At 71.6% G+C, this 26,506-nt stretch carries 24 protein-coding genes; 14 read left to right on the top strand and 10 right to left on the bottom strand.

Translation table 11 applies throughout. The annotated features are described in order from the left end of the window. Positions 1-60 precede the first annotated feature (60 nt). The 6 genes from ACZ6S8_RS02780 to ACZ6S8_RS02755 all read right to left on the bottom strand — a co-directional run bounded on the left by ACZ6S8_RS02780 (position 61) and on the right by ACZ6S8_RS02755 (position 7,428). Positions 61-1,479, bottom strand: a complete 1,419-nt coding sequence (locus tag ACZ6S8_RS02780) for an NAD(P)/FAD-dependent oxidoreductase (protein ID WP_469451751.1) — start codon at positions 1,477-1,479, stop codon at positions 61-63. A 24-nt stretch (positions 1,480-1,503) separates the two neighbouring features. Further along, positions 1,504-2,310 carry an ABC transporter permease gene (locus ACZ6S8_RS02775; protein ID WP_351270129.1) on the bottom strand — a complete coding sequence of 269 codons (807 nt, stop codon included), beginning with the start codon at positions 2,308-2,310 and terminating at the stop codon, positions 1,504-1,506. After that, positions 2,310-3,239 carry an ABC transporter permease gene (locus ACZ6S8_RS02770; RefSeq protein WP_469451748.1) on the bottom strand — a complete coding sequence of 310 codons (930 nt, stop codon included), beginning with the start codon at positions 3,237-3,239 and terminating at the stop codon, positions 2,310-2,312. Before ACZ6S8_RS02770 ends, ACZ6S8_RS02775 begins: the two co-directional genes overlap by 1 nt. Continuing rightward, positions 3,236-4,384 (bottom strand): ABC transporter ATP-binding protein, encoded by a 1,149-nt coding sequence (locus tag ACZ6S8_RS02765; RefSeq protein WP_469451746.1) that lies wholly within the window; start codon positions 4,382-4,384, stop codon positions 3,236-3,238. The genes ACZ6S8_RS02770 and ACZ6S8_RS02765 overlap by 4 nt, the downstream gene beginning before the upstream one ends. Positions 4,385-4,610: 226 nt before the next feature. After that, on the bottom strand, positions 4,611-5,861 hold the full coding sequence (locus ACZ6S8_RS02760) for a polyamine ABC transporter substrate-binding protein (RefSeq protein ID WP_469451744.1): 1,251 nt from the start codon (positions 5,859-5,861) through the stop codon (positions 4,611-4,613). 52 nt (positions 5,862-5,913) lie between these two features. Continuing rightward, a complete protein-coding gene (locus ACZ6S8_RS02755; protein ID WP_469451903.1) occupies positions 5,914-7,428 on the bottom strand; it encodes a gamma-aminobutyraldehyde dehydrogenase in 1,515 nt (504 codons plus the stop codon). 194 nt (positions 7,429-7,622) lie between these two features. On the opposite strand from ACZ6S8_RS02755, the gene ACZ6S8_RS02750 reads away from it, so the two are divergent. Together ACZ6S8_RS02750 and ACZ6S8_RS02745 are read left to right on the top strand one after the other, a co-directional pair. After that, entirely contained in the window at positions 7,623-8,177 is a 555-nt protein-coding gene (locus ACZ6S8_RS02750; RefSeq protein ID WP_469451742.1) for an NADAR family protein, read from the top strand. Between the two features lie 544 nt (positions 8,178-8,721). Continuing rightward, positions 8,722-10,323: a TROVE domain-containing protein gene (locus tag ACZ6S8_RS02745; protein ID WP_469451740.1), complete on the top strand. Its 1,602-nt coding sequence runs from the start codon at positions 8,722-8,724 to the stop codon at positions 10,321-10,323. A gap of 73 nt (positions 10,324-10,396) precedes the next feature. On the opposite strand, the gene ACZ6S8_RS02740 is transcribed toward ACZ6S8_RS02745, so the two are convergent. Beyond that, positions 10,397-11,119 (bottom strand): DUF4190 domain-containing protein, encoded by a 723-nt coding sequence (locus ACZ6S8_RS02740; protein ID WP_469451738.1) that lies wholly within the window; start codon positions 11,117-11,119, stop codon positions 10,397-10,399. A 111-nt stretch (positions 11,120-11,230) separates the two neighbouring features. Here ACZ6S8_RS02740 and ACZ6S8_RS02735 point away from each other — a divergent pair, with 111 nt between their 5' ends. The 3 genes from ACZ6S8_RS02735 to ACZ6S8_RS02725 all read left to right on the top strand — a co-directional run bounded on the left by ACZ6S8_RS02735 (position 11,231) and on the right by ACZ6S8_RS02725 (position 14,537). After that, a complete protein-coding gene (locus ACZ6S8_RS02735) occupies positions 11,231-12,256 on the top strand; it encodes an adenosine deaminase (RefSeq protein ID WP_469451736.1) in 1,026 nt (341 codons plus the stop codon). Positions 12,257-12,277: 21 nt separating this feature from the next. Beyond that, the gene (locus tag ACZ6S8_RS02730) at positions 12,278-12,967 is read left to right on the top strand and encodes a glycerophosphodiester phosphodiesterase (protein ID WP_469451734.1); all 690 of its coding nucleotides are present in this window, start codon (positions 12,278-12,280) and stop codon (positions 12,965-12,967) included. A 364-nt stretch (positions 12,968-13,331) separates the two neighbouring features. Further along, positions 13,332-14,537, top strand: coding sequence for a serine hydrolase domain-containing protein (locus ACZ6S8_RS02725; RefSeq protein ID WP_469451731.1), 1,206 nt, complete (start codon positions 13,332-13,334; stop codon positions 14,535-14,537). 22 nt (positions 14,538-14,559) lie between these two features. On the opposite strand, the gene ACZ6S8_RS02720 is transcribed toward ACZ6S8_RS02725, so the two are convergent. From ACZ6S8_RS02720 to ACZ6S8_RS02710, 3 genes are all read right to left on the bottom strand, one after another. Continuing rightward, positions 14,560-15,075 carry a hypothetical protein gene (locus ACZ6S8_RS02720; RefSeq protein ID WP_469451729.1) on the bottom strand — a complete coding sequence of 172 codons (516 nt, stop codon included), beginning with the start codon at positions 15,073-15,075 and terminating at the stop codon, positions 14,560-14,562. A gap of 76 nt (positions 15,076-15,151) precedes the next feature. Further along, positions 15,152-16,330, bottom strand: coding sequence for an ABC transporter substrate-binding protein (locus ACZ6S8_RS02715; RefSeq protein WP_469451727.1), 1,179 nt, complete (start codon positions 16,328-16,330; stop codon positions 15,152-15,154). 92 nt (positions 16,331-16,422) lie between these two features. After that, positions 16,423-17,862 carry a gamma-aminobutyraldehyde dehydrogenase gene (locus ACZ6S8_RS02710; protein WP_469451726.1) on the bottom strand — a complete coding sequence of 480 codons (1,440 nt, stop codon included), beginning with the start codon at positions 17,860-17,862 and terminating at the stop codon, positions 16,423-16,425. Positions 17,863-18,031: 169 nt separating this feature from the next. On the opposite strand from ACZ6S8_RS02710, the gene ACZ6S8_RS02705 reads away from it, so the two are divergent. The 9 genes from ACZ6S8_RS02705 to ACZ6S8_RS02665 all read left to right on the top strand — a co-directional run bounded on the left by ACZ6S8_RS02705 (position 18,032) and on the right by ACZ6S8_RS02665 (position 26,498). After that, on the top strand, positions 18,032-18,535 hold the full coding sequence (locus tag ACZ6S8_RS02705; RefSeq protein ID WP_267717555.1) for an Lrp/AsnC family transcriptional regulator: 504 nt from the start codon (positions 18,032-18,034) through the stop codon (positions 18,533-18,535). Continuing rightward, positions 18,520-19,899 (top strand): aspartate aminotransferase family protein, encoded by a 1,380-nt coding sequence (locus ACZ6S8_RS02700; RefSeq protein ID WP_469451724.1) that lies wholly within the window; start codon positions 18,520-18,522, stop codon positions 19,897-19,899. The genes ACZ6S8_RS02705 and ACZ6S8_RS02700 overlap by 16 nt, the downstream gene beginning before the upstream one ends. A gap of 204 nt (positions 19,900-20,103) precedes the next feature. Then, the gene (locus ACZ6S8_RS02695) at positions 20,104-20,895 is read left to right on the top strand and encodes an ABC transporter ATP-binding protein (protein ID WP_469451723.1); all 792 of its coding nucleotides are present in this window, start codon (positions 20,104-20,106) and stop codon (positions 20,893-20,895) included. Next, positions 20,877-21,950 (top strand): hypothetical protein, encoded by a 1,074-nt coding sequence (locus tag ACZ6S8_RS02690; protein ID WP_469451721.1) that lies wholly within the window; start codon positions 20,877-20,879, stop codon positions 21,948-21,950. Before ACZ6S8_RS02695 ends, ACZ6S8_RS02690 begins: the two co-directional genes overlap by 19 nt. 26 nt (positions 21,951-21,976) lie before the next feature. Further along, on the top strand, positions 21,977-23,068 hold the full coding sequence (locus ACZ6S8_RS02685) for an LOG family protein (RefSeq protein ID WP_469451719.1): 1,092 nt from the start codon (positions 21,977-21,979) through the stop codon (positions 23,066-23,068). Between the two features lie 105 nt (positions 23,069-23,173). Then, on the top strand, positions 23,174-24,079 hold the full coding sequence (locus ACZ6S8_RS02680) for a DMT family protein (protein WP_469451717.1): 906 nt from the start codon (positions 23,174-23,176) through the stop codon (positions 24,077-24,079). Between the two features lie 97 nt (positions 24,080-24,176). After that, on the top strand, positions 24,177-24,782 hold the full coding sequence (locus ACZ6S8_RS02675) for a hypothetical protein (protein WP_469451716.1): 606 nt from the start codon (positions 24,177-24,179) through the stop codon (positions 24,780-24,782). Positions 24,783-24,858: 76 nt separating this feature from the next. Beyond that, complete coding sequence (locus ACZ6S8_RS02670; protein WP_469451713.1) at positions 24,859-25,107, top strand: ferredoxin; 249 nt, start codon at positions 24,859-24,861, stop codon at positions 25,105-25,107. Continuing rightward, positions 25,104-26,498, top strand: coding sequence for an NAD(P)/FAD-dependent oxidoreductase (locus ACZ6S8_RS02665; protein WP_469451711.1), 1,395 nt, complete (start codon positions 25,104-25,106; stop codon positions 26,496-26,498). The genes ACZ6S8_RS02670 and ACZ6S8_RS02665 overlap by 4 nt, the downstream gene beginning before the upstream one ends. Positions 26,499-26,506 lie beyond the last annotated feature (8 nt).

The following is a 26,506-nucleotide window of genomic DNA, read 5'->3' as shown; positions in this document are numbered from 1 at the left end:
GCGGGTTTCGTTACTCCATGGTAGTGAATCAGGTCACACGGCGAGCGCCGGGCGGGCGGATCAGCTGTCGAACCCGAGGCCGACCCGGTCCAGCGCCTTGAGCCACAGGTTCCGGTGGCCGCCGTTGCCGTCGGCGCGGGCCAGGGACCACTTGGTGAGGCTGATGCCGGTCCACGCGAGGGGCTCGGGCGGGAACGGCATCGGCTTGGAGCGGACCATCTCCAGCTCCGTGCGCTCGGTCCGCTCCCCCGCCAGCAGGTCGAGCATCACGTCGGCGCCGAAGCGGGTGGCCCCGACGCCGAGCCCGGTGAATCCGGCGGCGTACGCGACCTTCCCCGCGTGCGCGGTGCCGAAGAAGGCGGAGAAGCGCGAGCAGGTGTCGATCGCCCCGCCCCACGCATGGCTGAATTTGACCCCTTTCAGCTGCGGGAAGCAGGTGAAGAAGTGCTCCGCGAGCTTGAGGTAGGTCTCCGGGCGGTGGTCGCGCTCCGCGTCGAGCCGGCCGCCGTAGGGGTAGATCGCGTCGTAGCCGCCCCACAGGATGCGGCGCTCGGGGGTGATCCGGAAGTAGTGGAACTGGTTGGCGCTGTCCCCCAGTCCCTGGCGGTTCTTCCAGCCGACCGAGTCGAGCTGGGCCTCGGTCAGCGGTTCGGTCATCAGGGCGTAGTCGTACACCGGGACGGTGAGCGGCCGGATGCGCTTGACCAGCGAGGGGAAGATGTTCGTGCCCAGCGCGACCCGGCGCGCGAAGACCCGCCCGTACGGGGTGCGCACGGCCATCCCGGCCCCGGACGCGGCCAGGTCCAGGCCGCGGGTGTGCTCGTGGATCCGCACCCCGAGGTCGAGGCAGGCCTGCTTGAGGCCCCACGCCAGCTTCGCCGGGTTCAGCATGGCGACGCCGTCTCGGTCCCAGACGCCGCCGAGGAAGGTCGGCGAGTCGACCTCGGCGCGCAGGGCGTCGCGATCCAGCCATACGGAGCTCCCGGCGAGGCCGAGGCGCTCCGCCTCCCCGTGCAGCTCGCGCAGCTCCTCGACCTGGTGCGGTTCGGTGGCCACGTCGATCTCGCCGCTGCGCTCGAAGTCGCAGTCGATGCCGTAGCGGGCGACGGCCTCCTCGATCGCGTCGAGGTTGCGGGCGCCCAGCTCCTCCAGCTTCGCCAGCTCGCCGGGCCAGCGGGCCAGGCCGTTGGCCAGGCCGTGGGTGAGGGAGGCCGCGCAGAAGCCGCCGTTGCGGCCCGAGGCGGCCCAGCCCACCTCGTTGCCCTCGATCAGGACGACGTCCCGGGCGGGGTCGCGCTCCTTGGCGAGCAGCGCGGTCCACAGCCCGCTGTAGCCGCCGCCGACGACGAGCAGGTCGCAGTGCTCGTCGCCGGTGAGGGCGGGCCGGGGGGCGGGCTTGCCGGGGTCGTCCAGCCAGTACGAGACCGGCCGTGCTTCGGAAAGGGATCGTGCAGCGGTGCGCATGGCGTCTGGGGCCATGTCTTCCAACTCCCTACGGGTGACTTACTTGGGCTGTGCCTTCTTGCGGCGGTTGCCGACCATCTGGCCGGCGAGGACCACCAGCACCGCGATGACGAACATCGCCGTGCCGATGACGTTGATCTGCACAGGCGTACCGCGCTGGGCCGATCCCCACACGAACATGGGGAAGGTGACGGTGTTGCCCGAGTTGAAGTTGGTGATGATGAAGTCGTCGAACGAGAGCGCGAAGGAGAGCAGCGCTCCCGCCGCGATGCCGGGGGCGGCGATCGGCAGGGTGACCCGTACGAAGGTCTGCACCGGCCCCGCGTAGAGGTCGCGGGCGGCCTCCTCCAGCCGGGGGTCCATCGACAGGACGCGCGCCTTGACGGCGGCGACGACGAAGCTGAGGCAGAACATGATGTGGGCGATGAGGATCGTCCAGAAGCCCAGCTGGATGCCCATGTTCAGGAAGAGCGCGAGCAGCGAGGCCGCCATCACGATCTCGGGCATGGCCATGGGCAGGAAGATCAGCGAGTTCACCGCGCCGCGCCCCCGGAACCGGTAGCGGACCATCGCGAAGGCTATGGCGGTACCGAGCGCGGTGGCGGCCAGCGTGGACCACAGGGCGATCTGCAGGGACAGCGAGAGCGAACCGCACAGGTCGGCGACCCCGCAGGGGTCCTTCCAGGCGTCGAGGGAGAACTCCTGCCAGGCGTAGTTGAACCGTCCGGTGGGGTTGTTGAAGGAGAAGACGGTGACGACGACGTTCGGCAGGATCATGTAGGCGAGCGTGGCGAGGCCCGCGATGACGACCAGATTGCGCCGGAGCCACGTGAGGGGTGTGCGCATCAGACCAGGTCCTCCGTTCCCGCTCGGCGGATGTAGACGGTGACCACGATGAGCACGATGGCCATGAGGATGAAGGACAGCGCGGCCGCCGTCGGGTAGTCGAGGATCCGCAGGTACTGCGACTGGATGACGTTGCCGATCATCCGGGTGTCCGTGGACCCGAGGAGCTCGGCGTTGACGTAGTCGCCGCTCGCCGGGATGAACGTCAGCAGGGTCCCGGAGACCACGCCCGGCATGGAGAGCGGGAAGGTGACCTTCCGGAAGACCGTGGCGGGGCGGGCGTACAGGTCGCCGGCCGCCTCGTGGAGGCGGGTGTCGATGCGCTCCAGCGAGGAGTACAGCGGCAGGATCATGAACGGCAGGAAGTTGTACGTCAGACCGCAGACCACCGCGAGCGGCGTGGCCAGCACCCGGTCGCCCTGGGTCATGCCGAGCCAGCTGGTGACGTCGAGGAAGCCGATGTCGTTGAGGACGCCGACCACCGGGCCGCCGTCGGCGAGGATCGTCTTCCAGGCCAGGGTGCGGATCAGGAAGCTGGTGAAGAACGGGGCGATGACCAGCACCAGCAGCAGGTTGCGCCAGCGGCCCGCCTTGAAGGCGATCAGGTAGGCCAGCGGGTACCCGAGCATCAGGCACAGCACGGTCGCGGTGCCCGCGTAGAGCAGGGAGCGCAGGAACTGGGGGTAGTACTCGGTGAAGGCGTCCCAGTAGGTCTGGAAGTGCCAGGTGACCCGGAAGCCCTCTTCGAGGGAGCCGGTCTGCACCGAGGTGGAGGCCTGGTAGACCATCGGCAGGACGAAGAACACGAGCAGCCACAGGATGCCGGGGAGCAGCAGCCAGTACGGGATCAGCCGCTTGCGCAGCGACGCCTTGTGGACCGGCGGCTCGGCTTCGGCGGGCGCCTGGGGCGGCGCCGCGGTGGCGGTCACGCGCCCTCCTCCACCGTCTCGATGCCCGCGTCGATGGCCTGGGCGGCGTCGAGGCCGAAGGTGTGCTCCGGGTTCCAGTGCAGGATCACCTCGGCGCCCGGGACCAGGCGGGCGTCCCGCTCGACGTTCTGCGCGTACACCTCCAGCTCGGGGCAGACGCGGCTGTCGATGACGTACTGGGTGGAGACGCCGATGAAGGAGGAGGCGGCTATGCGGCCGGGCACCTTGTTCCGGCCGGCCGCGATGGTGTGCTCCTCGTCCGCGTGGACCAGGGTGATCTTCTCCGGGCGCACCCCGACGAGCAGCTTGCCGCCCGCGGAGGGCGTGGTCGAACATCGGGCCGCGGGCAGCCGGAGCGTGGCGCCCGAGGCGGAGACCACGACCTCGGAGCCGGCGGACTCCACCGAGGCCTCGATGAGGTTGGAGGTGCCGAGGAAGTTCGCGACGAAGGTGGTGCTGGGGTTCTCGTACAGCTCGGCGGGGGCGCCCAGCTGCTCGACGCGGCCGCCGTTCATCACGGCGACCGTGTCGGCCATGGTCATGGCCTCCTCCTGGTCGTGCGTGACGTGCACGAAGGTGATGCCGACCTCGGTCTGGATGCGCTTGAGCTCCAGCTGCATCTGGCGGCGCAGCTTGAGGTCGAGGGCGCCCAGCGGCTCGTCGAGGAGGAGCACCTGGGGGTGGTTGATCAGGGCGCGGGCCACGGCGACGCGCTGCTGCTGGCCGCCGGAGAGCTGGTGCGGCTTGCGCTGGGCGAACTGGCCGAGCTGGACCAGCTCCAGCATGTCGTCGACCTGCTTCTTGACCGACTTGATGCCGCGGCGGCGCAGCCCGAACGCGACGTTCTCGTAGATGTTCAGGTGCGGGAAGAGCGCGTAGCTCTGGAAGACCGTGTTGACCGGGCGCTTGTACGGCGGCAGGTCGGTGACCTCGCGGTCGCCGAGGTGGACCGTGCCGGTGGAGGGCTCCTCCAGGCCGGCGATCATGCGCAGGGTGGTGGTCTTCCCGCAGCCCGAGGCGCCGAGCAGGGCGAAGAAGGAGCCCTGGGGGATGGTCAGGTCCAGCGGGTGCACGGCGGTGAAGGATCCGTAGTGCTTGCTGATCCCGGCGAGGCGGACGTCGCCGCCCGCGGTCTTGTCAGTCATGGATGGGTCCCGGGGTTGGGTGCGGAAGATGTCGGGGGCTCGGCGGAGCCGGCCGGGATGCGCCGTCCGCCGGACTCGTCCGGTGGGCGGCGCCCCGGTCCTCCGGGGCTCGCCGTCGGCGCCGGGCGCGGGAAGCGCCCGGCGCGCGCTCTCGGCGCGGGAGCTGGGGGGTGTCGTCGAAGTCGTTTCGTACGCCACACGGCAGGAACGAATGTGACGACACCCCCTAGGCGCCGATGAGCTTGGCGAACTTCTCTTCGTACGCCGTCTCTTCCTCGCTGGTGAGGGAGCGGAAGGCGTGGGACTTGGCGGTCATGGCCTTGTCCGGGACGATCAGGGTGTTGTCCGCGAGCTCGGGGTCGATCTTGGCCAGCTCGTCCTTGACGCCCTCGACCGGGCAGACGTAGCTGATGTAGGCCGCCAGCTGCGCGGCGACGGGGAGCTCGTAGTAGTAGTCGATGAGCTTCTCCGCGTTGGCCTTGTGGCCGGACTTCGCGGGGACCAGCAGGTTGTCGCTGGAGGTGATGTAGCCGGCGGCCGGGATCGCGTACTTGATGTCCGGGTTGCCGGCCTGGAGCTGGATGACGTCGCCCGCCCAGGCGAGGCAGGCGGCGAGGTCGCCCTTGTCGAGGTCGGCCGTGTAGTCGTTGCCCGTGAAGCGGCGGATCTGGTTCTTGTCCACGCCCTTCTGGAGCCGGCCGACGGCCCCGTCGAAGTCGGCGGTGGTGAAGTTCGCCGGGTCCTTGCCCTGGTCGAGGAGGGTCATGCCGACGCTGTCGCGCATCTCGGTGAGGAAGCCGACCCGGCCCTTGAGGGTGGGGTCGTCGAGGAGCTGGGTGACGGAGTCGACCGTCCTGCCGCCGGTGGCCTTGGAGTTGTAGGCGATGACGGTGGAGATGCCGGTCCAGGGATAGCTGTACGTGCGCCCCGGGTCCCAGTCGGGGCTGCGGAACTGCGGGGAGAGGTTGGCGAAGGCGTGCGGGAGGCGGGAGGCGTCCAGCTTCTGCGCCCAGCCGAGGCGGATGATGCGGGCCGCGAGCCAGTCGGTGACGACGATCAGGTCGCGGCCGGTGTCCTGGCCGGCCGCGAGCTGCGGGCGGACCTTCCCGAAGAACTCGACGTTGTCGTTGATGTCCTCGGTGTACTTGACCTTGATCCCGGTCCGCTTGGTGAACTCCTCCAGGGTGGGACGGGACTTCTCGTCGTCACTGGTGTCCATGTACTCGGTCCAGTTGGAGAAGCTGATCTCCTTCTCCTGGTCCGAGCGGTCGTCGGACGCCGCCGCCGCGGCCCCCTCCCGCTTGGCGGGCGGGATGCCGCAGCCCGCGAGGGCGGACAGCCCCCCGAGGGTGAGCGCTCCGACTCCGGACGCGCGCAGCAGCGAGCGGCGGGTGAGGGCCCCGCGGCCACGGTCAAGGCTGCGCCGCATCGCGGCGAGTTGCGCCGCCGAGAGGCGGTCGGGCTCGAACTGCTCCATGCGCGTTGCCCTTTCGGGATGGGTACGTCGCCGCTGGTCCGGCGGCTGGCTTCTATCGGTCCCCGAAGATCGTGCGGTGCCAGTCCTTCGCGGCGACCGCGGTGTTGTCGTACATCACGTGCTTGACCTGCGTGTACTCCTCGAAGGAGTAGGCGCTCATGTCCTTTCCGAAGCCGCTCGCCTTGTAGCCGCCGTGGGGCATCTCGCTGATGATCGGAATGTGGTCGTTGACCCAGACGCAGCCCGCCTTGATCTCGCGGGTGGCCCGGTTCGCCCGGTAGACGTCGCGGCTCCAGGCGGAGGCGGCGAGTCCGTACGGGGTGTCGTTGGCCAGCGCGATGCCCTCGTCGTCGGTGTCGAAGGGCAGGACGACGAGGACCGGGCCGAAGATCTCGGACTGGACGACCTCGCTGTCCTGGGCCGCGCCGGCAATGAGGGTGGGCCGGTAGTACGCGCCCTCGGCGAGCTCGCCGCCCGGGACCTCGCCGCCGGTGACGACGGTGGCGTAGGACCGGGCGCGCTCGACGAAGCCGGCGACGCGGTCGCGCTGGGCGTGCGAGACGAGCGGACCGATGTCGGTGGTGGCCGCGAAGGGGTCGCCGAGGCGGACGGTCTCCATCAGCTCGGCGACGCGGGCGACGAAGGCGTCGTGGAGGGGGCGCTGGACGTAGGCGCGGGTGGCGGCCGTGCAGTCCTGGCCCGTGTTGATCAGGGAGGCGGCGACCGCGCCGTGCGCGGCGGCCTCCACGTCGGCGTCGTCGAAGACGAGGAAGGGGGCCTTGCCGCCGAGCTCCAGGTGGAGCCGCTTGACGGTGGCGGTGGCGATCTCCGCGACCCGCTTGCCCACGGCGGTGGAGCCGGTGAAGGAGGTCATGACCACGTCCGGGTGGCCGACCAGGTGCTCGCCGGCCTCGCGTCCGGCGCCGGTGACGATGTTGACCACTCCGTCGGGCAGGCCCGCGTCCTTGGCGGCCTGCGCGAACATCAGCGAGGTCAGCGGGGTCAGCTCGGCGGGCTTGAGGACGATGGTGTTGCCCGCGGCGATGGCCGGGAGGATCTTCCAGGCGGCCATCTGGAGCGGATAGTTCCAGGGCGCGATGGAGCCGACCACCCCGATGGCCTCGCGGCGTACGTAGGAGGTGTGGTCGCCGGAGTACTCGGCGGCCGCCTGGCCCTGGAGGTGGCGCGCCGCGCCGGCGAAGAAGGCGGTGTTGTCGATGGTCCCCGGCACGTCGAACTCGGTCGACAGCTTGATCGGCTTGCCGCACTGCAGGGACTCGGCGTACGCGAAGTCCTCCGCCTGCTCGGCCAGTACGGCGGCCAGCCGGTGCAGCGCGTCCGAGCGCTCGCCGGGGGTCGCGCCGGACCAGGCCGGGAAGGCCCTCTTGGCGGCGGCGACGGCCGCGTCGACGTCCGCCGTGCTCGCGAGTTCGTAGGTGAGGACCTCGTGGCCGGTGGCCGGGTCGACCACGGTGTGTGACCGGCCCGAGGTACCGGACCTGAGCTGTCCGTCGATGTACTGCGCGCCGTCTGCGAAGCGGTCCTTGACCTGGAAGCGGTTGCCCATCACGCTCTCACGCTCTCCGTAGCTACAGTTCGAGCTACAGCTCGAATTGAGTGCCGATCCTGACAGAGGTGGTGCCCTCGGCCAAGTGATTCCGTTGTTGCCTTTTGATTACGCGACGGAATCGGTCGACCATGTGTCGAGGCACGCCCGAAATCCCGTACGAAGTGTCAGTGGCGACTGTCACACTCGCGTGCATGGAGACGATCGACGAACTGATCAAGCAGGTCAGCAGCGGTGAACGGGTGAAGTTCCTGCCGTTCTGGGGGCACCGGCCGCGCCCGGACGGGACGCTCGGACCCAGCTGCCTGAGCCAGTGGTGGCCCTCCGAGTTCACTGTGGGTGACGTCCGGTATGCCACGGCGGAGCACTGGATGATGGCCGGGAAGGCCCGGCTGTTCGAGGACGCGGAGGCCGAGCGCAGCGCCCTCGCGGCGAAGACCCCGGCCGAGGCGAAGAAGGCCGGCCGGCTCGTGCGGGGCTTCGACGACGAGATGTGGAAGCGGGAGCGGTTCGCCCTCGTGGTGGAGGGCAGCGTGCACAAGTTCGGCGCCGATCCGGCGCTGCGCTCGTACCTGCTGTCCACCGGGAACCGCGTGCTGGTGGAGGCGAGCCCGATGGACCGGATCTGGGGCATCGGGCTGGCGGCCGACGACGCGCGCGCCGTGGACCCGGCCCGCTGGCGCGGGCTGAACCTGCTGGGATTCGCGCTGATGGAGGCGCGGGAGCGGCTGCGGCGGAGCGCCGCGTGAGCGGACGCCGCCGGGTCGAGGCGCGGTGATCGTCCGGGACGGGTGCGTCGCGATGGTCCGCGAGCGGCGTCCCGAGGCCCGGCCGCGTTAATTGCCTGGCGGACGCCCGGGCCCGGCGCCTACCGTGATGCTCGTCCAGGTGCGCAGGCGAGACCTACTTCCACTGTTAATGGGGCGGCCGCGGGTTCGAGTCCCGTCACCGGCTTCGGGCCGGTGTAGCTCAGTCGGTAGAGCACCACGTGGTTTCGCCGCACTCGATCTCTGGACACCTTTCTCACGCACCTCCCGGTGCGCGGGCTGCGGCTCCTTCCTTCCAAGAAAACAGGCCGCCGCCCCTTTGATCTCGGGAGGCCGCGCGGGGGGATGCCCGGTGCGCAGGCGACGGCTCCTTCGGATCGATCGGTCGCGGGTTCGAGTCCCGCCCGGCCACGGCCGGTAGCTCAGTCGGCAGAGCAATTGACTACGCCGTCTCCGACCCCTGATCTCGGGCATCCCCACGTCGCGCCTCCCCCGGTACTTCTCTGACGAATTCGGGGGGATTCACATGGCTCGTTTCAACCTGCGCCCGTCCAAGGCGGCTTCCGCCGCGGCCGCCGCGCCCACCTCGCCCGTCCGCTCGACCGGCCGCCGCGCCCGCACCCACGAGGGCGCCCGCGGCCACGAACGCGATCCGCGCTCCGAGCTGTTCCTGCTCGCGGTCGCCAACTTCGTGGCCCAGAAGACCTTCTACGAGGGCGGCGAGGAGCGCGACGACCGCTTCGCCGCGCTCGTGCGCCGGCTGGCGGTCGAGGACCCCGAGTGGACCGCGGGCCTGCTGGGCTGGCTCCGCGGGGACGCGAACATGCGGACCGCCTCGCTCGTCGGCGCCGCGGAGTACGTCCGCGCGCGGCTCGACGCGGGCGCCACCGGCGGGCCGTCGAACCGCCGGGTCGTCGACTCCGTCCTGCGGCGTGCGGACGAGCCTGGCGAGCTGCTGGCCTACTGGACGTCGGCGTACGGCAGGAACGTGCCCAAGCCCGTCAAGCGCGGCATCGCCGACGCCGTCCGCCGGCTCTACTCCCCCACCTCGCTCCTGAAGTACGACACCGCCTCCCGGGGCTACCGCTTCGGCGACGTCCTGAACCTGGTGCACGCCTCGCCCGACCCGGACAAGCCGTGGCAGGGCGAGCTGTTCCGGCACGCCCTCGACCGGCGCCACCACCCGGAGAGCGCGCGGGTGCCCGAGGACAGCCGCACGCTCGTCGCCCACCGGGAGCTGATGGAGCTGCCGGTCGACGAGCGGCGCGCCGTGGTCACCGGTCCCGGCGGCGCGGAGCACCTCGCGGCGGCGGGCATGACCTGGGAGGCCCTGGCCGGCTGGCTGCAGGGGCCGATGGACGCGGCCGCCTGGGAGGCGGTCATCCCGTCCATGGGCCCGATGGCCCTGCTGCGGAACCTGCGGAACTTCGACCAGGCCGGGGTCTCGGACGCGGTGGCCGCCGGTGTCGCGGAGCGGATCTGCGCGCCGGAGGCCGTCGCCCGCTCCCGGCAGTTCCCCTTCCGCTACCTGGCCGCCTACCAGCACGCCCCCTCGCTGCGCTGGGCGTATCCGCTGGAGCGGGCGCTCGGCCACTCGCTGGCCAACGTCCCGGCCCTGCCCGGCCGGACGCTGGTGCTCGTCGACCGCTCGGGCTCGATGTGGTCCCCGCTGTCGGAGCGCTCCCGGCTCAACCGGGCCGACGCGGCGGCCGTGTTCGGAGCGGCGCTGGCACTGCGCGCCGCGGACGCGGACCTGGTGCAGTTCGGCACGTCCAGCCGGGTCGTCGCGTACGACCGGGGCGAGTCCGTGCTGAAGGTGCTGGAGCGGTTCGGCGACCTCGGCGGCACCAACACGGCGCAGGCCGTGAAGGAGCACTTCCGGGGACACGACCGGGTCCTGATCGTCACCGACGAGCAGGCCGCCTCCTACCGGTACGGCGGGGACCCGTCGGCCGAGGTGCCGGCCGACGTCCCGGTGTACACCTGGAACCTGGCGGGCTACCGGGTGGGCCACGCGCCCTCCGGTTCGGCCCACCGGTACGCCTTCGGCGGCCTCACCGACGCGGCGTTCCGCATGGTGTCCCTGATCGAGGGCGGCCGGGACGCCGACTGGCCGTGGCTCGTCTGAGGTTCGTCCGGCGCCCGCTCCGGGACGGTCCGACGGCGGGGGCGCCCCCTCGGGGGCGCCCCCGCCCCGCCGGTCAGACCTTCTCGGAGACGGGGAAGTCCCCGTACGGTCCGTCGTGGTCGCCGTCGGGTATCCCGGCGAGGACCCCGAAGAACAGCACCGTGACCAGGACGGCCACCACGATGCCGACCGCGCCGGTGACGATGCCGGCCAGCGCCATCCCGCCGTTGTCCGCCTCGCCCCGGGTGGCCTTGCCGCGGCCCAGGACGCCGAAGACCACGGCGGCGATGCCGAGCGGCAGTCCCACGAAGGCCAGGAAGCACCCGAACAGCCCGAGGGCGACGGCGGCGATGCCGAGGACCAGGGCGGCGATGCCGAAGCCGTTGCTCGGCCGCTGCCCGTACGGCGGGTATCCGGCCGGCCCGGAGTGGAACGCGGGACCGGGGTACCCCGCGTCCCCCGGGTACCCGTAGCCCGGCGCGGCGGGCGGCGCGGCGGGGTGGCCGTACCCGTACGTCCCCTGGCCGGGCTGCGCGGGGTAGCCGTACGCGGGCTGCCCGGAGGCGGGCCGTCCGTACGCGTCGGGCCCGGATATCACGGTGTCGGCCGTGGGCGGTGCGCCGCCCGGCATCCCGGCGAGCGTCGGGTGCTCGTGGACGGACGGCGGCCCCGACCCTCCCGGCGCGCCCCCCGCGCCGGCCGGTCCCGCGGGCGGGCCCTGCGTCTTGCCCAGCTCCACCGCAGGCCGCTCGGGCGGCGCCCACGGGTCCGTCGGCTCCTGGCTGTTCCCGGTCATTCGGCACCCCCCTCTCGTACATCCATGCTAGGCGCTGCCACCGACAGTCACCGGGCTGCCTACGATGAACGCCGAACTTGCCCGCGCCCGCGTCCCACCGGAGGCACCCTCATGACCGACCTGCACCCCTTCATCGCGGGGCTGCCCAAGGCGGAACTCCACGTCCACCACGTCGGCTCGGCATCCCCGCGCATCGTGGCGGAGCTCGCGTCCCGGCACCCCGACTCGAAGGTCCCCACCGACCCCGAGGCCCTCGCCGACTACTTCACGTTCACCGACTTCGGGCACTTCATCGAGGTGTACCTGTCGGTCGTCGACCTGGTCCGCACCCCCGACGACGTACGGACCCTGACCTTCGAGGTCGCCCGTGACATGGCCCGGCAGAACATCCGCTACGCCGAGCTGACCATCACCCCGTACTCTTCCACCCGTCGCGGCATCGACGAGAAGGCCTTCATGGAGGCCATCGAGGACGCGCGCAGGGCGGCCGAGGCCGAGCTCGGCGTCATCCTGCGCTGGTGCTTCGACATCCCCGGCGAGGCCGGCCTGGAGGCCGCCGCCGAGACCGCGCGCCTCGCCGTCGACCTGCGCCCCGAGGGCCTGGTCTCCTTCGGCCTCGGCGGCCCCGAGATCGGCGTCCCGCGCCCGCAGTTCAAGCCGTACTTCGACCGGGCGCGCGCCGCCGGCCTGCACAGCGTCCCGCACGCCGGCGAGACCACCGGCCCGGAGACCGTGTGGGACGCCATCCGTGAGCTGGGCGCGGAGCGCATCGGCCACGGCACCAGCGCCGCCCAGGACCCCGAGCTCCTCGCCTACCTCGCCGAGCACCGGATCGCGCTGGAGGTCTGCCCGACCTCGAACATCGCCACCCGCGCGGTGACCGACCTCGACCTCCACCCGGTCAAGGAAATGGTCGCGGCGGGCGTGCTCGTCACGATCAACAGCGACGACCCGCCCATGTTCGGCTCCGACCTCAACAACGAGTACGCGGTGGCCGCCCGCCTCCTCGACCTCGACGAGCGCGGTCTCGCGCAGCTCGCGAAGAACGCCGTCGAGGCCTCGTTCCTGGACCCGGCGGGCAAGGCGAAGCTCGCCGCGGAGATCGACACGTACACGGACGGCTGGCTCGCGCGCTGAAGTCCCGTTGAGAATGGGGCCATGCGCACCCTGACTGCCGTCGGCCACCGCGGCGATCCCTACCGTGTCCGTGAGAACACCCTTCCGTCGATCCGCTCCGCCTTCGCCCGCGGGGCGGACGCGGTCGAGGTCGACGTACGGCTGACCCGCGACGGGGTGCCGGTCCTGCTCCACGACGAGACGCTCCGGCGACTGTGGGGCCACGACGTGCGGCTCGACGCCGTCACGGCCCCGCAGCTCGCGGAGCTCTCGGAGGGCGGGGTCCCCACCCTGCGCGAGGCGCTGATGGCGGCGGGCGCGGGCCGGGTGATGATCGACCTGCCCGGCGCCTCCCCGGAGGCGGTACGCACCGTCGTGGACCTGGTACGCGCGTGCGGGGCGCGGGACCGGACGTACTACTGCGCGGGGCCCCGCAGCATGCTGGCGGTCCGCGCCGCCGATCCGGGCGCGGAGATCGCGCTGACCTGGACCACCCTGTCGCCGCCGCGGCGCGTGCTGATCGACGCCGTGGCGCCGCGCTGGCTCAACTACCGGTTCGGTCTGGTGAGCCGGGAACTGGTGCACGCCCTCCACCGGGACGGTTTGCTCGTCTCCGCCTGGACCGCGGACACCAGGCGCACGATGAAGGCGCTCGTGGCGGCGGGGGTCGACGCGATCACCACCAACCGGTTGGACGCGCTGGCGAGCGTACGGGCCGAGTCCGGCCGGTGACGGGCGCACGGCGGCGACGGTGCGTCCGGCGCCGTCGCCGGACCGGCTGGAGACGCTGAAGGTGCTGACGGCGCGGGAGCGCGAGACGCTGCTGCACCTCGGGCGGGGGCCGTCGAACGCGGAGATCGCGGCGGGGACCACGGCTGCGGCCGGGGTGTGCTTCAGGGGCCCTTCCGCTGAGGTTTGTCCCTCTGGGGTTTCTCCCTCCCGGGAGTGAGGGACGGCGTGTCGGCTCCCTCTGGCCGGTGAGTAGTCGTACCGGGAAAGACCCCTCTGCGGGGTGATCCGCGCATACCCGTCCGGCCGGGAGCATGGAGATCGTCGGGGCGAGAGCGTCCCGCGGATCTCACAGGGGGAGCCCGTCATGAACGCCCGTACGCGCACACTGATCGCCGCCGCTCTGGTCCTGGGCGTCGCGTCCGGCCCGGCCGCGGCCCACGCCGCTCCGGGCCCGGAGCGGGATCCCGCCGCGACGTCCGCCGCCGGCCCCGGGCGGACGGGTGCGACGCCGCCCGCCGCGGCGGCGCTGGCGCGGGCGATCGCCGGCCTGGGCCCGGAGCACGGGGACGCCACCGCCGCACTGGTCCGCGTGGGCGGTACGGGCGGGAGTTGGCGGGGCAGTTCGGGGGTCGCGGACGTCCACTCCGGACGCACGGCGCTGGAGCAGGGCCGGTTCCGGGCCGGGTCGGTGACCAAGACCTTCACCGCGGCGGTCGTGCTCCAACTGGCCGCCGAGGGACGGGTGGAGCTGGACCGGCCGGTGCAGGAGTACCTTCCGGGACTGCTGCCGCCGGCCTTCAAGCCCGTCACCGTACGGCAGTTGCTGAACTACACGAGCGGCATCCGTCCGGCCGACGGCCCGGGCGACACCTTCGCCGATGCCTACGCGCACCGGTTCGACGTCGACGACCCCCGCGCCCTGATCGCCAACGCGGTGGCCAAGGGGCCCGAGTTCGACCCGGGGACCCGGCAGCACTACCTCAACATCGACTACACGGTCCTGGGGGTGCTGATCGAGAAGGTGACGGGGGCCTCGTACGAGCGGGCCCTGACGAGCCGGATCCTGGGGCCGCTCGGCCTGCGCGACACCTCTCTGCCGACCCGCAGGCAGATCCGCGTACCGGGTCCGCACCACCGCGGCTACCAGGAGGTGCCGAAGGCGGGAGGGGGGACCCGTCTGGTCGACGTGACCGAATGGGGCTCCTCGCGGGAGTGGGCGGCCGGGGACCTCATATCGACCACAGCCGACCTGGAGCGTTTCACCCTGGCGCTGTTCGGCGGCCGCATCGTGCCCGCCGCACAGCTGGAGGAGATGTTCACCGTGCCCGGGGTGGCGGACTTCGTCACCGGGGCCGCGGCCGACCAGACCGCCGGCCTGAAGCGGTTCGTGCTGCCCGGCGGCACGGTGGCCTGGGGCAAGACGGGCGGCCGCTATGGATACAACACCGCGATCGGCGGGACCCGGGACCTGTCCCGGACCCTGGTGTACTCGGTGAACTCCACGGACGCCAAGGGCCAGGAGATGAACCCGGTGGCCCTCGGCATCGTGATGGCGGCCTTCGCCGGATAGCCGCCGGGGCGGGCGGCGCCGGTCAGACGGCCGCCGCCCGCGAAGTGGCCGCCCGCTCGGGCGCCGCCGGATCGGGTGCCGGCGCGGCCTCCAGCCGCTTGATCGCCCGGCGCAGGATCAGCAGGGGGATCACCCCGAAGACGCCGAAGGAGATGTCGATGAGCGACCACCAGAAGGGGATGCCGCGGATCGGGCCGCAGATCAGGGCCAGCGGGACGACGCCGGCGCAGGCGATCATGCCGGCCTCGACGATCCAGATGTTGCGGACGGGGTCGCGGTAGACCCCGTAGAAGAAGACGGCGATGACGAGGTGGGCGAAGGCGAGCCAGTCGGTGCCGTAGAGGAGGAAGGGGTACTCGGCGTCGGCCCGCTCCAGCCCGTCGCCCACCCGTCGCAGCCACACGTTGTCCAGCAGGGAGTTCCCGAGGCGGAGCTCGCTGACGAGGGGGAAGGCGGTGAGTCCGCTGAGGACGAGACACACGAGGAACAGCAGAAGCCAGGCACGGATACGCCGCTGAAGGGCGCTTCTCTCGCTCATGGAAGGAAGCCTACCCGCGTTTCTGAACACGTTCAGCCAAATTTCTGAACATGTTCAGCCCACTTCTGCCGACCTCTCAGAGCCCGACGATCGCGTTCCAGCGCTTGGCGAGGGAGCGGCGCTCGGCGGAGGAGATGTCCCGGGCCACGACCAGGCGTTCCCGCATCTCGTCGTCGGGGAAGATGAGCGGGTTCTCGGCCAGGGCCGCGGTCTCCTCGTCGTCCGAACCCGCCAGGACCTCGCGGGCGGCCGGAACCGGGCAGACGTAGTTGACCGAGGCGGCGAGCTCCGCGGCCACCTCCGGGGAGTAGTAGTAGTCGATCAGCGCCTCGGCGTTGGCCTTGTGCCGGGCCAGGTTGGGGACGAGCAGGCTCTCCGCCCACAGTTCGGCCCCCTCCTCGGGGACCACGAACTCGATGTCGGGGTTGTCCGCCTGGAGCTGGATGGCGTCGCCGGAGTAGGCCTGACAGGCGAGCACGTCGCCCTTGCTGAGGTCGGAGGTGTAGTCGTTGCCGGTGAAGCGGCGGATGTGCCGCTTGCGCACCATGGCCTGGACCTGGTCGCACATCCGGTGGAAGTCGGTCTCGGTCCAGGCCGTGACGTCCACGCCGTTGCCCTGCATGAGCAGGGCGAAGGACTCGTCGAGGCCGGAGAAGAGGGTGACCTTCCCCGCGAGGTCGGGCTGCCACAGGTCCTGGACGGACTTGATCTCCCGGCCCAGCGCCCTGCGGTTGTAGGCGATGCCGGTGATCCCCGACTGCCAGGGGACGGTGTGCAGCCGGCCGTCGTCGAAGGCGGGGGAACGCAGCTGCGGGTCGAGGTGCCGGGCCACGTTGGGCTGGGCCGAGCGGTCCATCTTCTGGGCCCAGCCCAGGTGGACGAAGCGGGCGGCCATCCAGTCGCTGACCACGACGAGGTCGTGGCCGGTCTCCTGGCGGTTCATGAGGGCCGGGCTGATCTTGCCGAAGAACTCGTCGTTGTCGTTGATCTCCTCGGTGTACCGGACCTCGATGCCCGACTGCTCCGAGAACGCCTCCAGGGTCGGACGGCGCGTCTCGTCCTCCTCGTCGGTGTCGATGTAGAGCGGCCAGTTGGAGAACGCCACGCTCTGGTCCCGCTCGGACCGGTCGGGACCCTCCCGCCGCCCCTCGGGGACGTAGGCGGCGGGCACACCGCAGCCGGCGAGGGCGGCCAGCAGACCCGTGGCACCGAGGCCGCGCAGCGCCGCGCGGCGGGAGAAGGCGAGTTCAGGCATGGGCAAAGCCTCGGGGAACGCGAGGGGGCGGACAATAGACATGGTGTCTACTGCCCGCCCCATCAACGCTGTGCTGTGACCGATGCGGCCGATCAGCCGTCGAGCGAGGTCATCACGTGCTTGATGCGCGTGTAGTCCTCGAAGCCGTACGCGGAGAGGTCCTTGCCGTAGCCGGACTTCTTGAAGCCGCCGTGCGGCATCTCGGCGACGAGCGGGATGTGGGTGTTGATCCACACGCAGCCGAAGTCGAGGTTCTTGGACATCCGCATCGCGCGGCCGTGGTCCTTGGTCCACACGGAGGAGGCGAGGGCGAACTCGACGCCGTTCGCGTACTCCACGGCCTGCGCCTCGTCGGTGAAGGACTGGACGGTGATGACGGGGCCGAAGACCTCGTGCTGGATGATCTCGTCGTCCTGCTTGAGGCCGGAGACCACGGTCGGGGCGTAGAAGTAGCCCTTCTCGCCGACCTGGTGGCCGCCCGCCTCGACCTTGGCGTGGGCGGGGAGGCGCTCGATGAAGCCCGCGACCTGCTTCAGCTGGTTCGGGTTGTTCAGCGCGCCGTACAGCACGTCCTCGTCGTCCGGCTGACCGGTCTTGGTGTCGGCGGCGGCCTTGGCCAGCGCGGTCACGAACTCGTCGTGGATCGACTCGTGCACGAGCACGCGACAGGCGGCGGTACAGTCCTGGCCCGCATTGAAGTAGCCGGCGACCGCGATGTCCTCCACGGCCTTGGCGATGTCGGCGTCCGCGAAGACCACGGCGGGGGCCTTGCCGCCCAGCTCCAGGTGGACGCGCTTGACGTCCTTCGAGGCGCTCTCCGCGACCTGCATGCCCGCGCGCACGGAACCGGTGATGGAGGCCATCGCCGGGGTGCGGTGCTCGACCATGGCCCGGCCGGTCTCGCGGTCGCCGCAGACGACGTTGAACACGCCCTTGGGCAGCACCGAGTCGATGATCTCCGCCATCAGGACGGTGGAGGCCGGGGTGGTGTCCGACGGCTTGAGGACCACGGTGTTGCCCGCGGCGATGGCCGGGGCGAACTTCCACACGGCCATCATCATCGGGTAGTTCCACGGCGCGACCTGGGCGCAGACGCCGACCGGCTCGCGGCGGATGATCGAGGTCATCCCCTCCATGTACTCGCCGGCCGAGCGGCCTTCGAGCAGGCGGGCGGCGCCGGCGAAGAAGCGGATCTGGTCCACCATCGGCGGCAGCTCCTCGCTGGCCGTGAGGCCCAGCGGCTTGCCGGTGTTCTCCGACTCGGCGGCGACGAGCTCGTCCGCGCGCGCCTCGAAGGCGTCCGCGATCTTCAGCAGCGCCTTCTGCCGCTCCGAGGGGGTGGTGTCGCGCCAGCCCGGGAAGGCGGCCGCGGCGGCGGCCATGGCCGCATCGACGTCGGCCTGGCCCGAGAGCGGGGCCGTGGCGTACGCCTCGCCGGTGGCGGGGTTGACCACCTCGGTGGTCCGCCCGTCGGCGGCGTCCTGGAACTCCCCGCCGATGTAGTTGCGCAGACGACGCAGTTCGGTGGTCACTACAGCCACACTCCTGATCACATGTCCAACGATTGAGACGAATCCCCAGCCTAGCTCCTCGGCGGAGGCTTTCGACAGGCCCGCAGGCCACGAACTACGAAATCAGTGAGATACGCGCTTCCAAACAACGGATTTCATCGGTTCCGTCTTGCGGAACAGACGACTCCTCGTGCACAGTGAGGTCGTGGTCAGTCGAAGCGCAGATTCCAGGAACAGACAACCGTCCCCTTCGGTCGATGCTGTGTCCCTGGCGATCATCGAGCAACTGCAGGAGGACGGTCGCCGTCCCTACGCAGCGATCGGCAAGGCCGTCGGCCTGTCGGAGGCGGCTGTGCGCCAGCGCGTGCAGAAGCTGCTCGACCAGGGCGTCATGCAGATCGTCGCCGTCACCGACCCGCTCACCGTGGGGCTCCGGCGCCAGGCGATGGTCGGGATCAACGTCGAGGGAGACCTCGACCCCGTGGCCGACGCCCTGGCGGCGATGGCCGAGTGCGAATACGTGGTGATGACCGCGGGATCGTTCGACCTGATGGTGGAGATCGTCTGCGAGGACGACGACCACCTGCTCGAGACGATCAACAAGAAGATCCGCGCGCTCCCCGGCGTGCGATCAACCGAAAGCTTCGTTTACCTGAAGCTGAAGAAGCAGACCTACATGTGGGGAACCCGATAACCGTGAGCCAGGACCTCTCCAAGACCGCGTACGACCACCTGTGGATGCACTTCACCCGCATGTCGTCCTACGAGAACGCACCCGTCCCCACCATCGTCCGCGGTGAGGGCACGTACATCTGGGACGACAAGGGCAAGCGCTACCTCGACGGTCTCGCCGGACTGTTCGTGGTCAACGCCGGTCACGGCCGCAAGGAGCTGGCCGAGGTCGCCTACAAGCAGGCCCAGGAACTCGCGTTCTTCCCCATCTGGTCGTACGCGCACCCCAAGGCCGTGGAGCTCGCCGAGCGCCTCGCGCACTACGCACCGGGCGACCTGAACAAGGTCTTCTTCACCACCGGCGGCGGCGAGGCCGTGGAAACCGCGTGGAAGCTCGCGAAGCAGTACTTCAAGCTTCAGGGCAAGCACACCAAGTACAAGGTCATCTCGCGTGCGGTCGCCTACCACGGCACCCCGCAGGGCGCCCTGTCCATCACGGGTCTGCCGGCCCTGAAGGCTCCCTTCGAGCCGCTGGTCCCCGGCGCGCACAAGGTGGTCAACACCAACATCTACCGCGCCCCGATCTACGGCGACGACCCCGAGGCCTACGGCCGCTGGTGCGCCGACCAGATCGAGCAGGAGATCCTCTTCGAGGGCGCCGACACCGTCGCCGCCGTCTTCCTGGAGCCGGTGCAGAACGCCGGCGGCTGCTTCCCGCCGCCGCCCGGCTACTTCCAGCGGGTCCGTGAGATCTGCGACGAGTACGACGTGCTGCTCGTCTCCGACGAGACGATCTGCGCCTTCGGCCGCCTCGGCACCATGTTCGCCTGCGACAAGTTCGACTACGTCCCGGACATGATCACCTGTGCCAAGGGCATGACCTCGGGCTACTCCCCGATCGGCGCCTGCATCATCTCGGACCGACTCGCGGAGCCGTTCTACAAGGGCGACAACACCTTCCTGCACGGCTACACCTTCGGCGGCCACCCGGTCTCCTCGGCCGTCGCACTGGCCAACCTCGACATCTTCGACAAGGAAGGCCTCAACCAGCACGTGCTGGACAACGAGGACGCCTTCTTCTCGACGCTGAAGAAGCTGCACGACCTGCCGATCGTCGGCGACGTCCGCGGCAACGGCTACTTCTACGGCATCGAGCTCGTCAAGGACAAGAACACCAAGGAGTCCTTCACGGACGAGGAGACGGAGCGCGTGCTCTACGGCTTCCTCTCCAAGGCGCTCTTCGAGAACGGCCTGTACTGCCGGGCCGACGACCGCGGTGACCCGGTCATCCAGCTGGCCCCGCCGCTGATCGCGGACCAGGGCACCTTCGACGAGATCGAAGGCATCCTGCGCTCGGTGCTCACCGAGGCCTGGACCAAGCTCTAAAAACGTCCGGCCACACGGCCCGGACCCCTCCGTTCGAGTGAGAACGGAGGGGTCCGGGCCGTGTGCTGTCGGCCGACAAGACGTTCATCTCTTTACATCTCTCTACGGCGCCAGTGACCGATCGGCCTCCGACTTCGTTCCCCCGTCCGGGGGAGCCGGGCTGGTCCAGTCCCGATCCGCAGTCGAACCGAAGAGGTGTACGCCATGGTGGTGGCCCCACCGGACAACGATGTGCTCTGGGCACGCTCCCTGCACTACTCCCACAGCGGCTCCCCCGGCCTCATCGGCGTCTCCGTCGGAGTCGGCCAGGGCGAGATCCTGGCCGTGACCGGCCCCCGCGGCAGCGGGAAGACCACGCTGCTGCGCTGCCTCTCCGGACAGCTGCCGCCCGAACAGGGCGAGGTCTGGTTCAACAGCGTCCCCGTCCACACCCTGGGCGACGCGGCCCGCGAGCGGCTGCGCCGCGACCGGTTCGGCTGGATCGGGCCGGAGCCCGGACTGCTGCCCGAGCTGAAGGTCTGGGAGAACGCGGCCCTGCCGCTGCTGCTCGCCGGAGCCTCCCACCGCACCGCCAAGCACGCGGCCTGCGCCTGGCTGGAGCGCCTCGACATCGGGGCCTTCGCCCGCAAGCGGCCCTCCGCCCTCACCCGGGCCGAGTGCCAGCGCGTCGCCCTGGCCCGGGCCCTGGTCAACGAGCCCGCCGTGCTGTTCGCCGACGAGCCGACCGCTCCGCTGCACCGGGCCGAGCGGACCCTGCTGCTCCGTACGCTGACCACCGCCGCCCGGTCCCACGAGATCACCGTGCTGCTGGCCACCCACGACGAGGAGACCGCGGCCGCCGCCGACCGCCGCCTGGCCCTCCTCGACGGCCGGCCCGCCGCGGCCGCCGAGGCGGCCGACGCCGCCGCGCGGGCCGCCGCTGCCGCTCCCGACGCCCCCGGCTCCCCCGCCGCCGACACCACGGAGGACCAGGCCGCGTGCTCGCTCTCCGCCTAGCCCGTGGCTCCCGGCCGCTCGTCCAGCTGCGCCGGCTGCTGGTCGCCGCCGCCGCGGCCTGCACCGGGTTCCTGCTGCTCTACGTCCTCGCCGAGGCCCTGGTCCGGCCCGCCGGATCGTTCCCCCGGCTGCTGTGGGCCCTGATCCCGCTGGCCGCCACCGTCCAGTTCGCCGTCGCCGTGGCCCGTACCGACCCGGCGACCCGGCCCCGTCAGGGGCTGGACGCCGCCGGGCTGGGGCCCGTACGGCTCACCCTGGTCGCGACGATCTCCACCGCCGTCTCGTGCACCCTGGGCAGCGCCCTCGCCCTGGCGGTCTTCCTCCACCTGCGCGGGGACCTGGCCGGGCTGCCCTTCGACGGCGCCGGGGCCCGGCTGCTCCACGCCGACCAGCCGCTGCCCGTCGCCGCCGCCCTGACCCTGCTGGCCCTGGTGCCGCTCGCGGCCTCGGCCGCCACCGCCGTCCTGCTGCGCCCGCACACCCCGCTGGCCCCGCAGACCGGGCTGCCCTGGGGCATCACCCTCACCGCGTGCGGGCTCGCCACCCAGGCGTACGCGGGCCGCGGCGGCCCCGGGATGCTGGCCGGCTGGTCGCTGACCGTGGTCGGGCTCGCCCTCGCGGGGCCCGGTCTGGCCTACGCCTGCGGCACGCTGGTGCAGGCCGTGCGCCCGGGCGCGCTGCGGCTGCTGGCCGGACGGGCGCTGCAGCAGGAGGCCCCCCGGCTCGGGCCGCCGCTGGGCGTGCTGTGCGCGGTCGCGGCGGGCGCGCTGACGGCGCTTGCCCTGCGCGACCGCGGCGGGCTGCTGGTCCCGCTCGGCCCGCTGACCGGACCGGCCGCGGCGCTGGTCGCCCTGTGCGCCACCGCGACCCTTCTCACATCGGCGGTGGAGGCCCGCCAGTCCCGCGGCGCCGGCCGCGAGGCCCTGCTCGACCTCGGCGCTCCCGCCAAGGTCCTGCGCACGGCGGCGAGTTTGCGGGCCACGGCCCTGGTGGCCGTCTGCCTTCCGCTCAGCTGGGGTGTGGCGCAGCTGACGTCGATGGCATTGACCCGCTGACGCGGGCAGCCCTTAGTGTGGGCCGAATGGTCAACGCAGACATCGAGATCGAGACGCTCGACGAATTCGACCGGGTCGCCGCCCGGGGCTCGCTGAGCGGCTACCGGATCCAGTCCGTCAACCTGCTGGAGCGGACGTTCGCCCTGCTGGCCGCCGACACCTCGGCGGCCGTGTTCCTGGGCTGCGCGATGGAGCCGGACGCGTCGGCGAAGGTCCGCTCCGACGGGGCCCTGGTCTACCCGCCCGTCCCGGACCTGCCGTTCAACCCCTACCGGGGGCTGCTCTACACGCCGGACGAGCTGTTCGCCGGTCTGCCCTCCGGCTACGAGGCCACCCCGGACGCCCTGGCGTACGAGTGGTTCCAGGAGACCAAGGCGGACGGCGACGTCTTCTCCTCGATGCTGCGTTCGATCCACGACGACGCGGTCTCCGACGCCCTCGACGAGCACCTCGCGGGTGCCCGGGTCGTGGGCGTCATGGGCGGCCACGCGATGTCCCGCGGCGGTACGGACTACCGCGGCGCCGCGGAGCTCGGCCGGACGCTGGCCCGCTCCGGACTCACGGTGGCCACCGGCGGCGGCCCCGGCGCGATGGAGGCCGCGAACCTGGGCGCGTACCTGGCCCCGGCGCCGGACGAGGCGCTCCCGGAGGCCCTGGAGATGCTGGCGAAGGCCCCGTCCTTCCTCCCGTCGGTCTCCGACTGGGCCGGGGCGGCCTTCGCCGTACGGGACCGCTGGCCCGGCGGGGGCGACTCGGTGGGCATCCCCACCTGGTTCTACGGGCACGAGCCGCCGAACCCGTTCGCCGGGCACGTCGCGAAGTACTTCGCGAACGCCACCCGGGAGGACGGTCTGCTGGCCCGTTCCACCGCGGGCGTGGTCTTCCTGCCGGGCGCCGCGGGCACCGTGCAGGAGGTCTTCGACAACGCGACGCCCAACTACTACGCGTCGCGGGGCGAGCCGACCCCGATGGTCCTGGTCGACCGGGAGCACTGGACGGAGCACCTCCCGGTGTGGCCGCTGCTCCGGGCCCTCGCGCGCGGCCGTTCGATGGAGTCCCGGATCGCGCTGGTCGACTCGGTCGACGAGGTCCCGGCGGCGCTCGCGTCGATGCACTGACGTCCGCTCGCGTCAATGCGCTGACGTCCGGAGGCAACTTCCGGGCCCGTTCTCACGTCTGGCAGTGGTACCGCAAAACCTGCCAGACGTGAACGGAGCCTTCGGGTGCTCATAGGCCTGCTGACCGCTGTCGCGGCGTCCATCTGCTACGGCACGGGATCCGTCCTGCAAGCCGTCGGATCGCGCCGCGCCGCCCGGATGTCCCCGGCCTCGGCCGGGGTGACCGCGCACGGCGGACCGAATCTTTCGTCCACCGCGAAGGCCGCGATGACCTGGGAGTTCATCGTCGGCACCATCCTGGACTTCGTGGGCTTCGGGCTGGGCGCGCTGGCGGCGCGCATGCTCCCCCTGTTCCTCTCCCAGACGGTGATCAGCGCCAACCTGGTGGTCACCGCCGTGCTGAGCGTGAAGATGCTCGGCATCCGGCTGACCCGCAAGGAGTGGACCTCGATCGGCGTCGTCTGCGCGGCGCTGGTGCTGCTGGCGACGGCGGCCGGCCACGAGGGCGGCCACCACGCGCCGATGTCCACGCACTGGTGGCTGCTGGGGATCACCCTGGTGCTGATGGTGGGCGGCACCGTCGCCGTACGCCTCCTCGGCGGCGGGGCCGCGATCCTGGCCGGTCTGCTGTCGGGCCTCGGCTTCGGCGCGCTCGGCGTCGGCGTCCGCATCCTGGACGGGATCGACCCCTTCGACCTGGGCACCCTGCTCTCCGACCCAGCCCTCTACGCCATCCTGGCGGCGGGCTTCGGCGGGATGTACCTGCACACGGTCGCCCTGCAGATCGGCTCGGTGAACGGCGCGACCGCCGCCCTGGTCGTCGGCGAGACCGTCCTGCCGGGCGCGATCGGGGTGCTCTGGCTCGGCGACGCCTCCCGGCCGGGCCTGGGCTGGCTGGCCGTCCTCGGCTTCGTCCTGGCGGTGACGGGCGCGGTGGCGGTCGCCTGGTACGGCAAGCACGAGGGTGCCGAGGAGGAGGTCGAGCCGCCGGTCCCGGCGGCGGTCGCGTAGCCGCGGTCCCCGATCGCCCTCTCACCCGTGCGGCCTCCCCTGGTGGCGGCCCCGCGGCCGCTGCCGCTTGCTGGACGGGGGAGAGAGCGAGGGGTCCATGGAGACCACCAGCGCGCGGCTGCGCACGCCCGGCGCCGCCGGGGCGGCCGGCATCGCCTTCGCGGTGCTGCTCGGAGCGGCGATCGTCCTGATGCGGATCGCGATCCCGTCGGCCGACGGCGCCGACGCGGCCGTCGCTCCCGGGGACCGCTGGGCGGTGCGGACCGCCCTGGAGATCGTTCCGTTCGCCGGGATCTTCTTCCTGTGGTTCATGGGCGCCCTGCGCGCGCACGCCGGCGAGGCCGAGGACCGCTTCGTCTCCACGGTCTTCCTCGGCAGCGGCATCGTCTTCGTCGCCACGCTGTTCGTCGCCGCCGCGGCGGCGGGCACCGTGCTCGCGGACGGCACCGACACCGAGTTCGGCCGCCACTACGCGTACACGGTCCTGACGACGTACGCGATGCGCATGGCGGCCGTGTTCGTCTTCGCCACCTCGACGATCGGCCGCCGCCTCGGGATCTTCCCGCGCCCGCTGGCGCTGCTGGGCTACGTCACGGGCCTGGTGCTGCTCGTCGTCGGCTCCGGGGTCCCCTGGTCCGAGCTGATCCTTCCGGCGTGGGCCCTGGTCGTGGGCCTGTACATCGTGCGGGTCGGCATCCGGTAGCGCGCTCCGTCGCCCTCGCGCATGCTGAGGGGGAGAGATCACTCGGGGAATCGGGCCACGGAAGGGCTGATGACTCATGAGGCTCGTCGTCGACCTCAACCGCTGCCAGGGATACGCCCAGTGCGCGTTCCTCGCCCCCGACGTGTTCGCCATGCACGGCGAGGAGTCGCTGTTGTACGACCCGGAGGCGTCGGCCGCGTACCGCGAGGACGTCGCGCGCGCCGTGGCCGCCTGCCCGGTCGGGGCGATCCTCGTCGAGGCGGACGCCGATGACGCCGAGGACGCCGCGGACGCCCGCGTGCCGGTCTCCGGAGGCGCACGGTGAGCGGTGACGGAACCCTCGAACACCTCAGGCGCGACGGCCGTATCGTGGTCGTCGGCGCCTCCCTCGCCGGCCTGCGGGCCGCCGAGACCATGCGGGAGAGGGGCTTCACCGGCTCCCTGACGATGATCGGCGATGAGCCGTACGAGCCGTACGACCGGCCCCCGTTGTCCAAGCAGGTCCTCCTCGGCAAGGCGACCGCGGAGCACACCGCGCTCCCCCGCCGCCGGGAGATCGACGCCGAGTGGCGGCTCGGGGTCCCGGCCACCGGCCTGGACATGGCGGCGCGCCGGGTCAGGCTCGGCAACGGCGACGAGGTGGAGTACGACCGGCTGCTGATCGCCACCGGTGTGCGCGCGCGGCCCTGGCCGAACGAGGAGGAGGGCGCGCTCGACGGCGTCTTCGTGCTGCGCACCCGTGACGACGGAACCGGCCTGGAACGTGCCCTGTCGGCCGGTCCCCGCCGGGTCCTGGTCATCGGGGCCGGCTTCACCGGCTCCGAGATCGCGTCCGCCTGCCGGGAGCGCGGTCTGCCCGTCACCGTCGCCGAGCGGGGCGCCGCACCCCTGGTCGGCGCGCTCGGCGGCGTCATCGGCGAGGTCGCGGCCGGGATGCACCGCGACAACGGCGTCGACCTGCGCACCGGGGTCATGGTGACCGGTCTGGAGGGCGACCCCTCCGGGCGGGTCCGCGCCGCCCACCTCTCGGACGGCGAGACGATCGAGGCCGACGTGGTGGTGGTCTCGCTCGGCGCCCAGCGCAACACCGAATGGCTGTCCGGCTCGGGCCTCGGCGCCGGCCCCCGGGGCATCGCCTGCGACGCGGGCTGCCGCGCCTTCGACGTGCGGGGCATCGTCACCGACGACATCTTCGTGGCGGGTGACGTGGCACGCTCCCCGCACGCGCTCTTCGGGTACCAGTTCCTGTCCCTGGAGCACTGGGGCAACGCCGTCGCCCAGGCCGAGACGGCCGCGCACAACATGCTCAGCGCGAGCGCCGACCGCCTCCCGCACCTGTGGGTGCCGGGGTTCTGGTCGTCGCAGTTCGGCGTGAACATCAAGTCCGTCGGGGTGCCGCCGATGGGCACCGAGATCATGATCACGCAGGGTTCCCGCGAGGAGCGCCGGTTCGCCGCCGTGTACGGCTACCAGGGGCGCGTGATCGCCGCGGTGACCTTCGACAACTGCCGCTGGCTGCCGTTCTACCAGCAGCAGATCGAGTCGGGGGCCCCGTTCCCGGTCCCGTTCGAGACCATGGACCGCAGGCCCGAGGGGCACAAGCCGATGTCCGCGGACTTCCCGGACCCCTCCGTGCCCACCCACGGGCCGACCATCACCCTCAGCGGCTACTCGCCGGCCGACCGGAAGATGACGTTCATCCCCGCGCACCACTGACCCCGGCG

The sequence above is a fragment of the Streptomyces sp. NPDC048461 genome (assembly GCF_055587105.1).
Note: the sequence above shows the minus strand (reverse complement) of the source record. Positions and strands in the feature narration are given on the sequence as shown.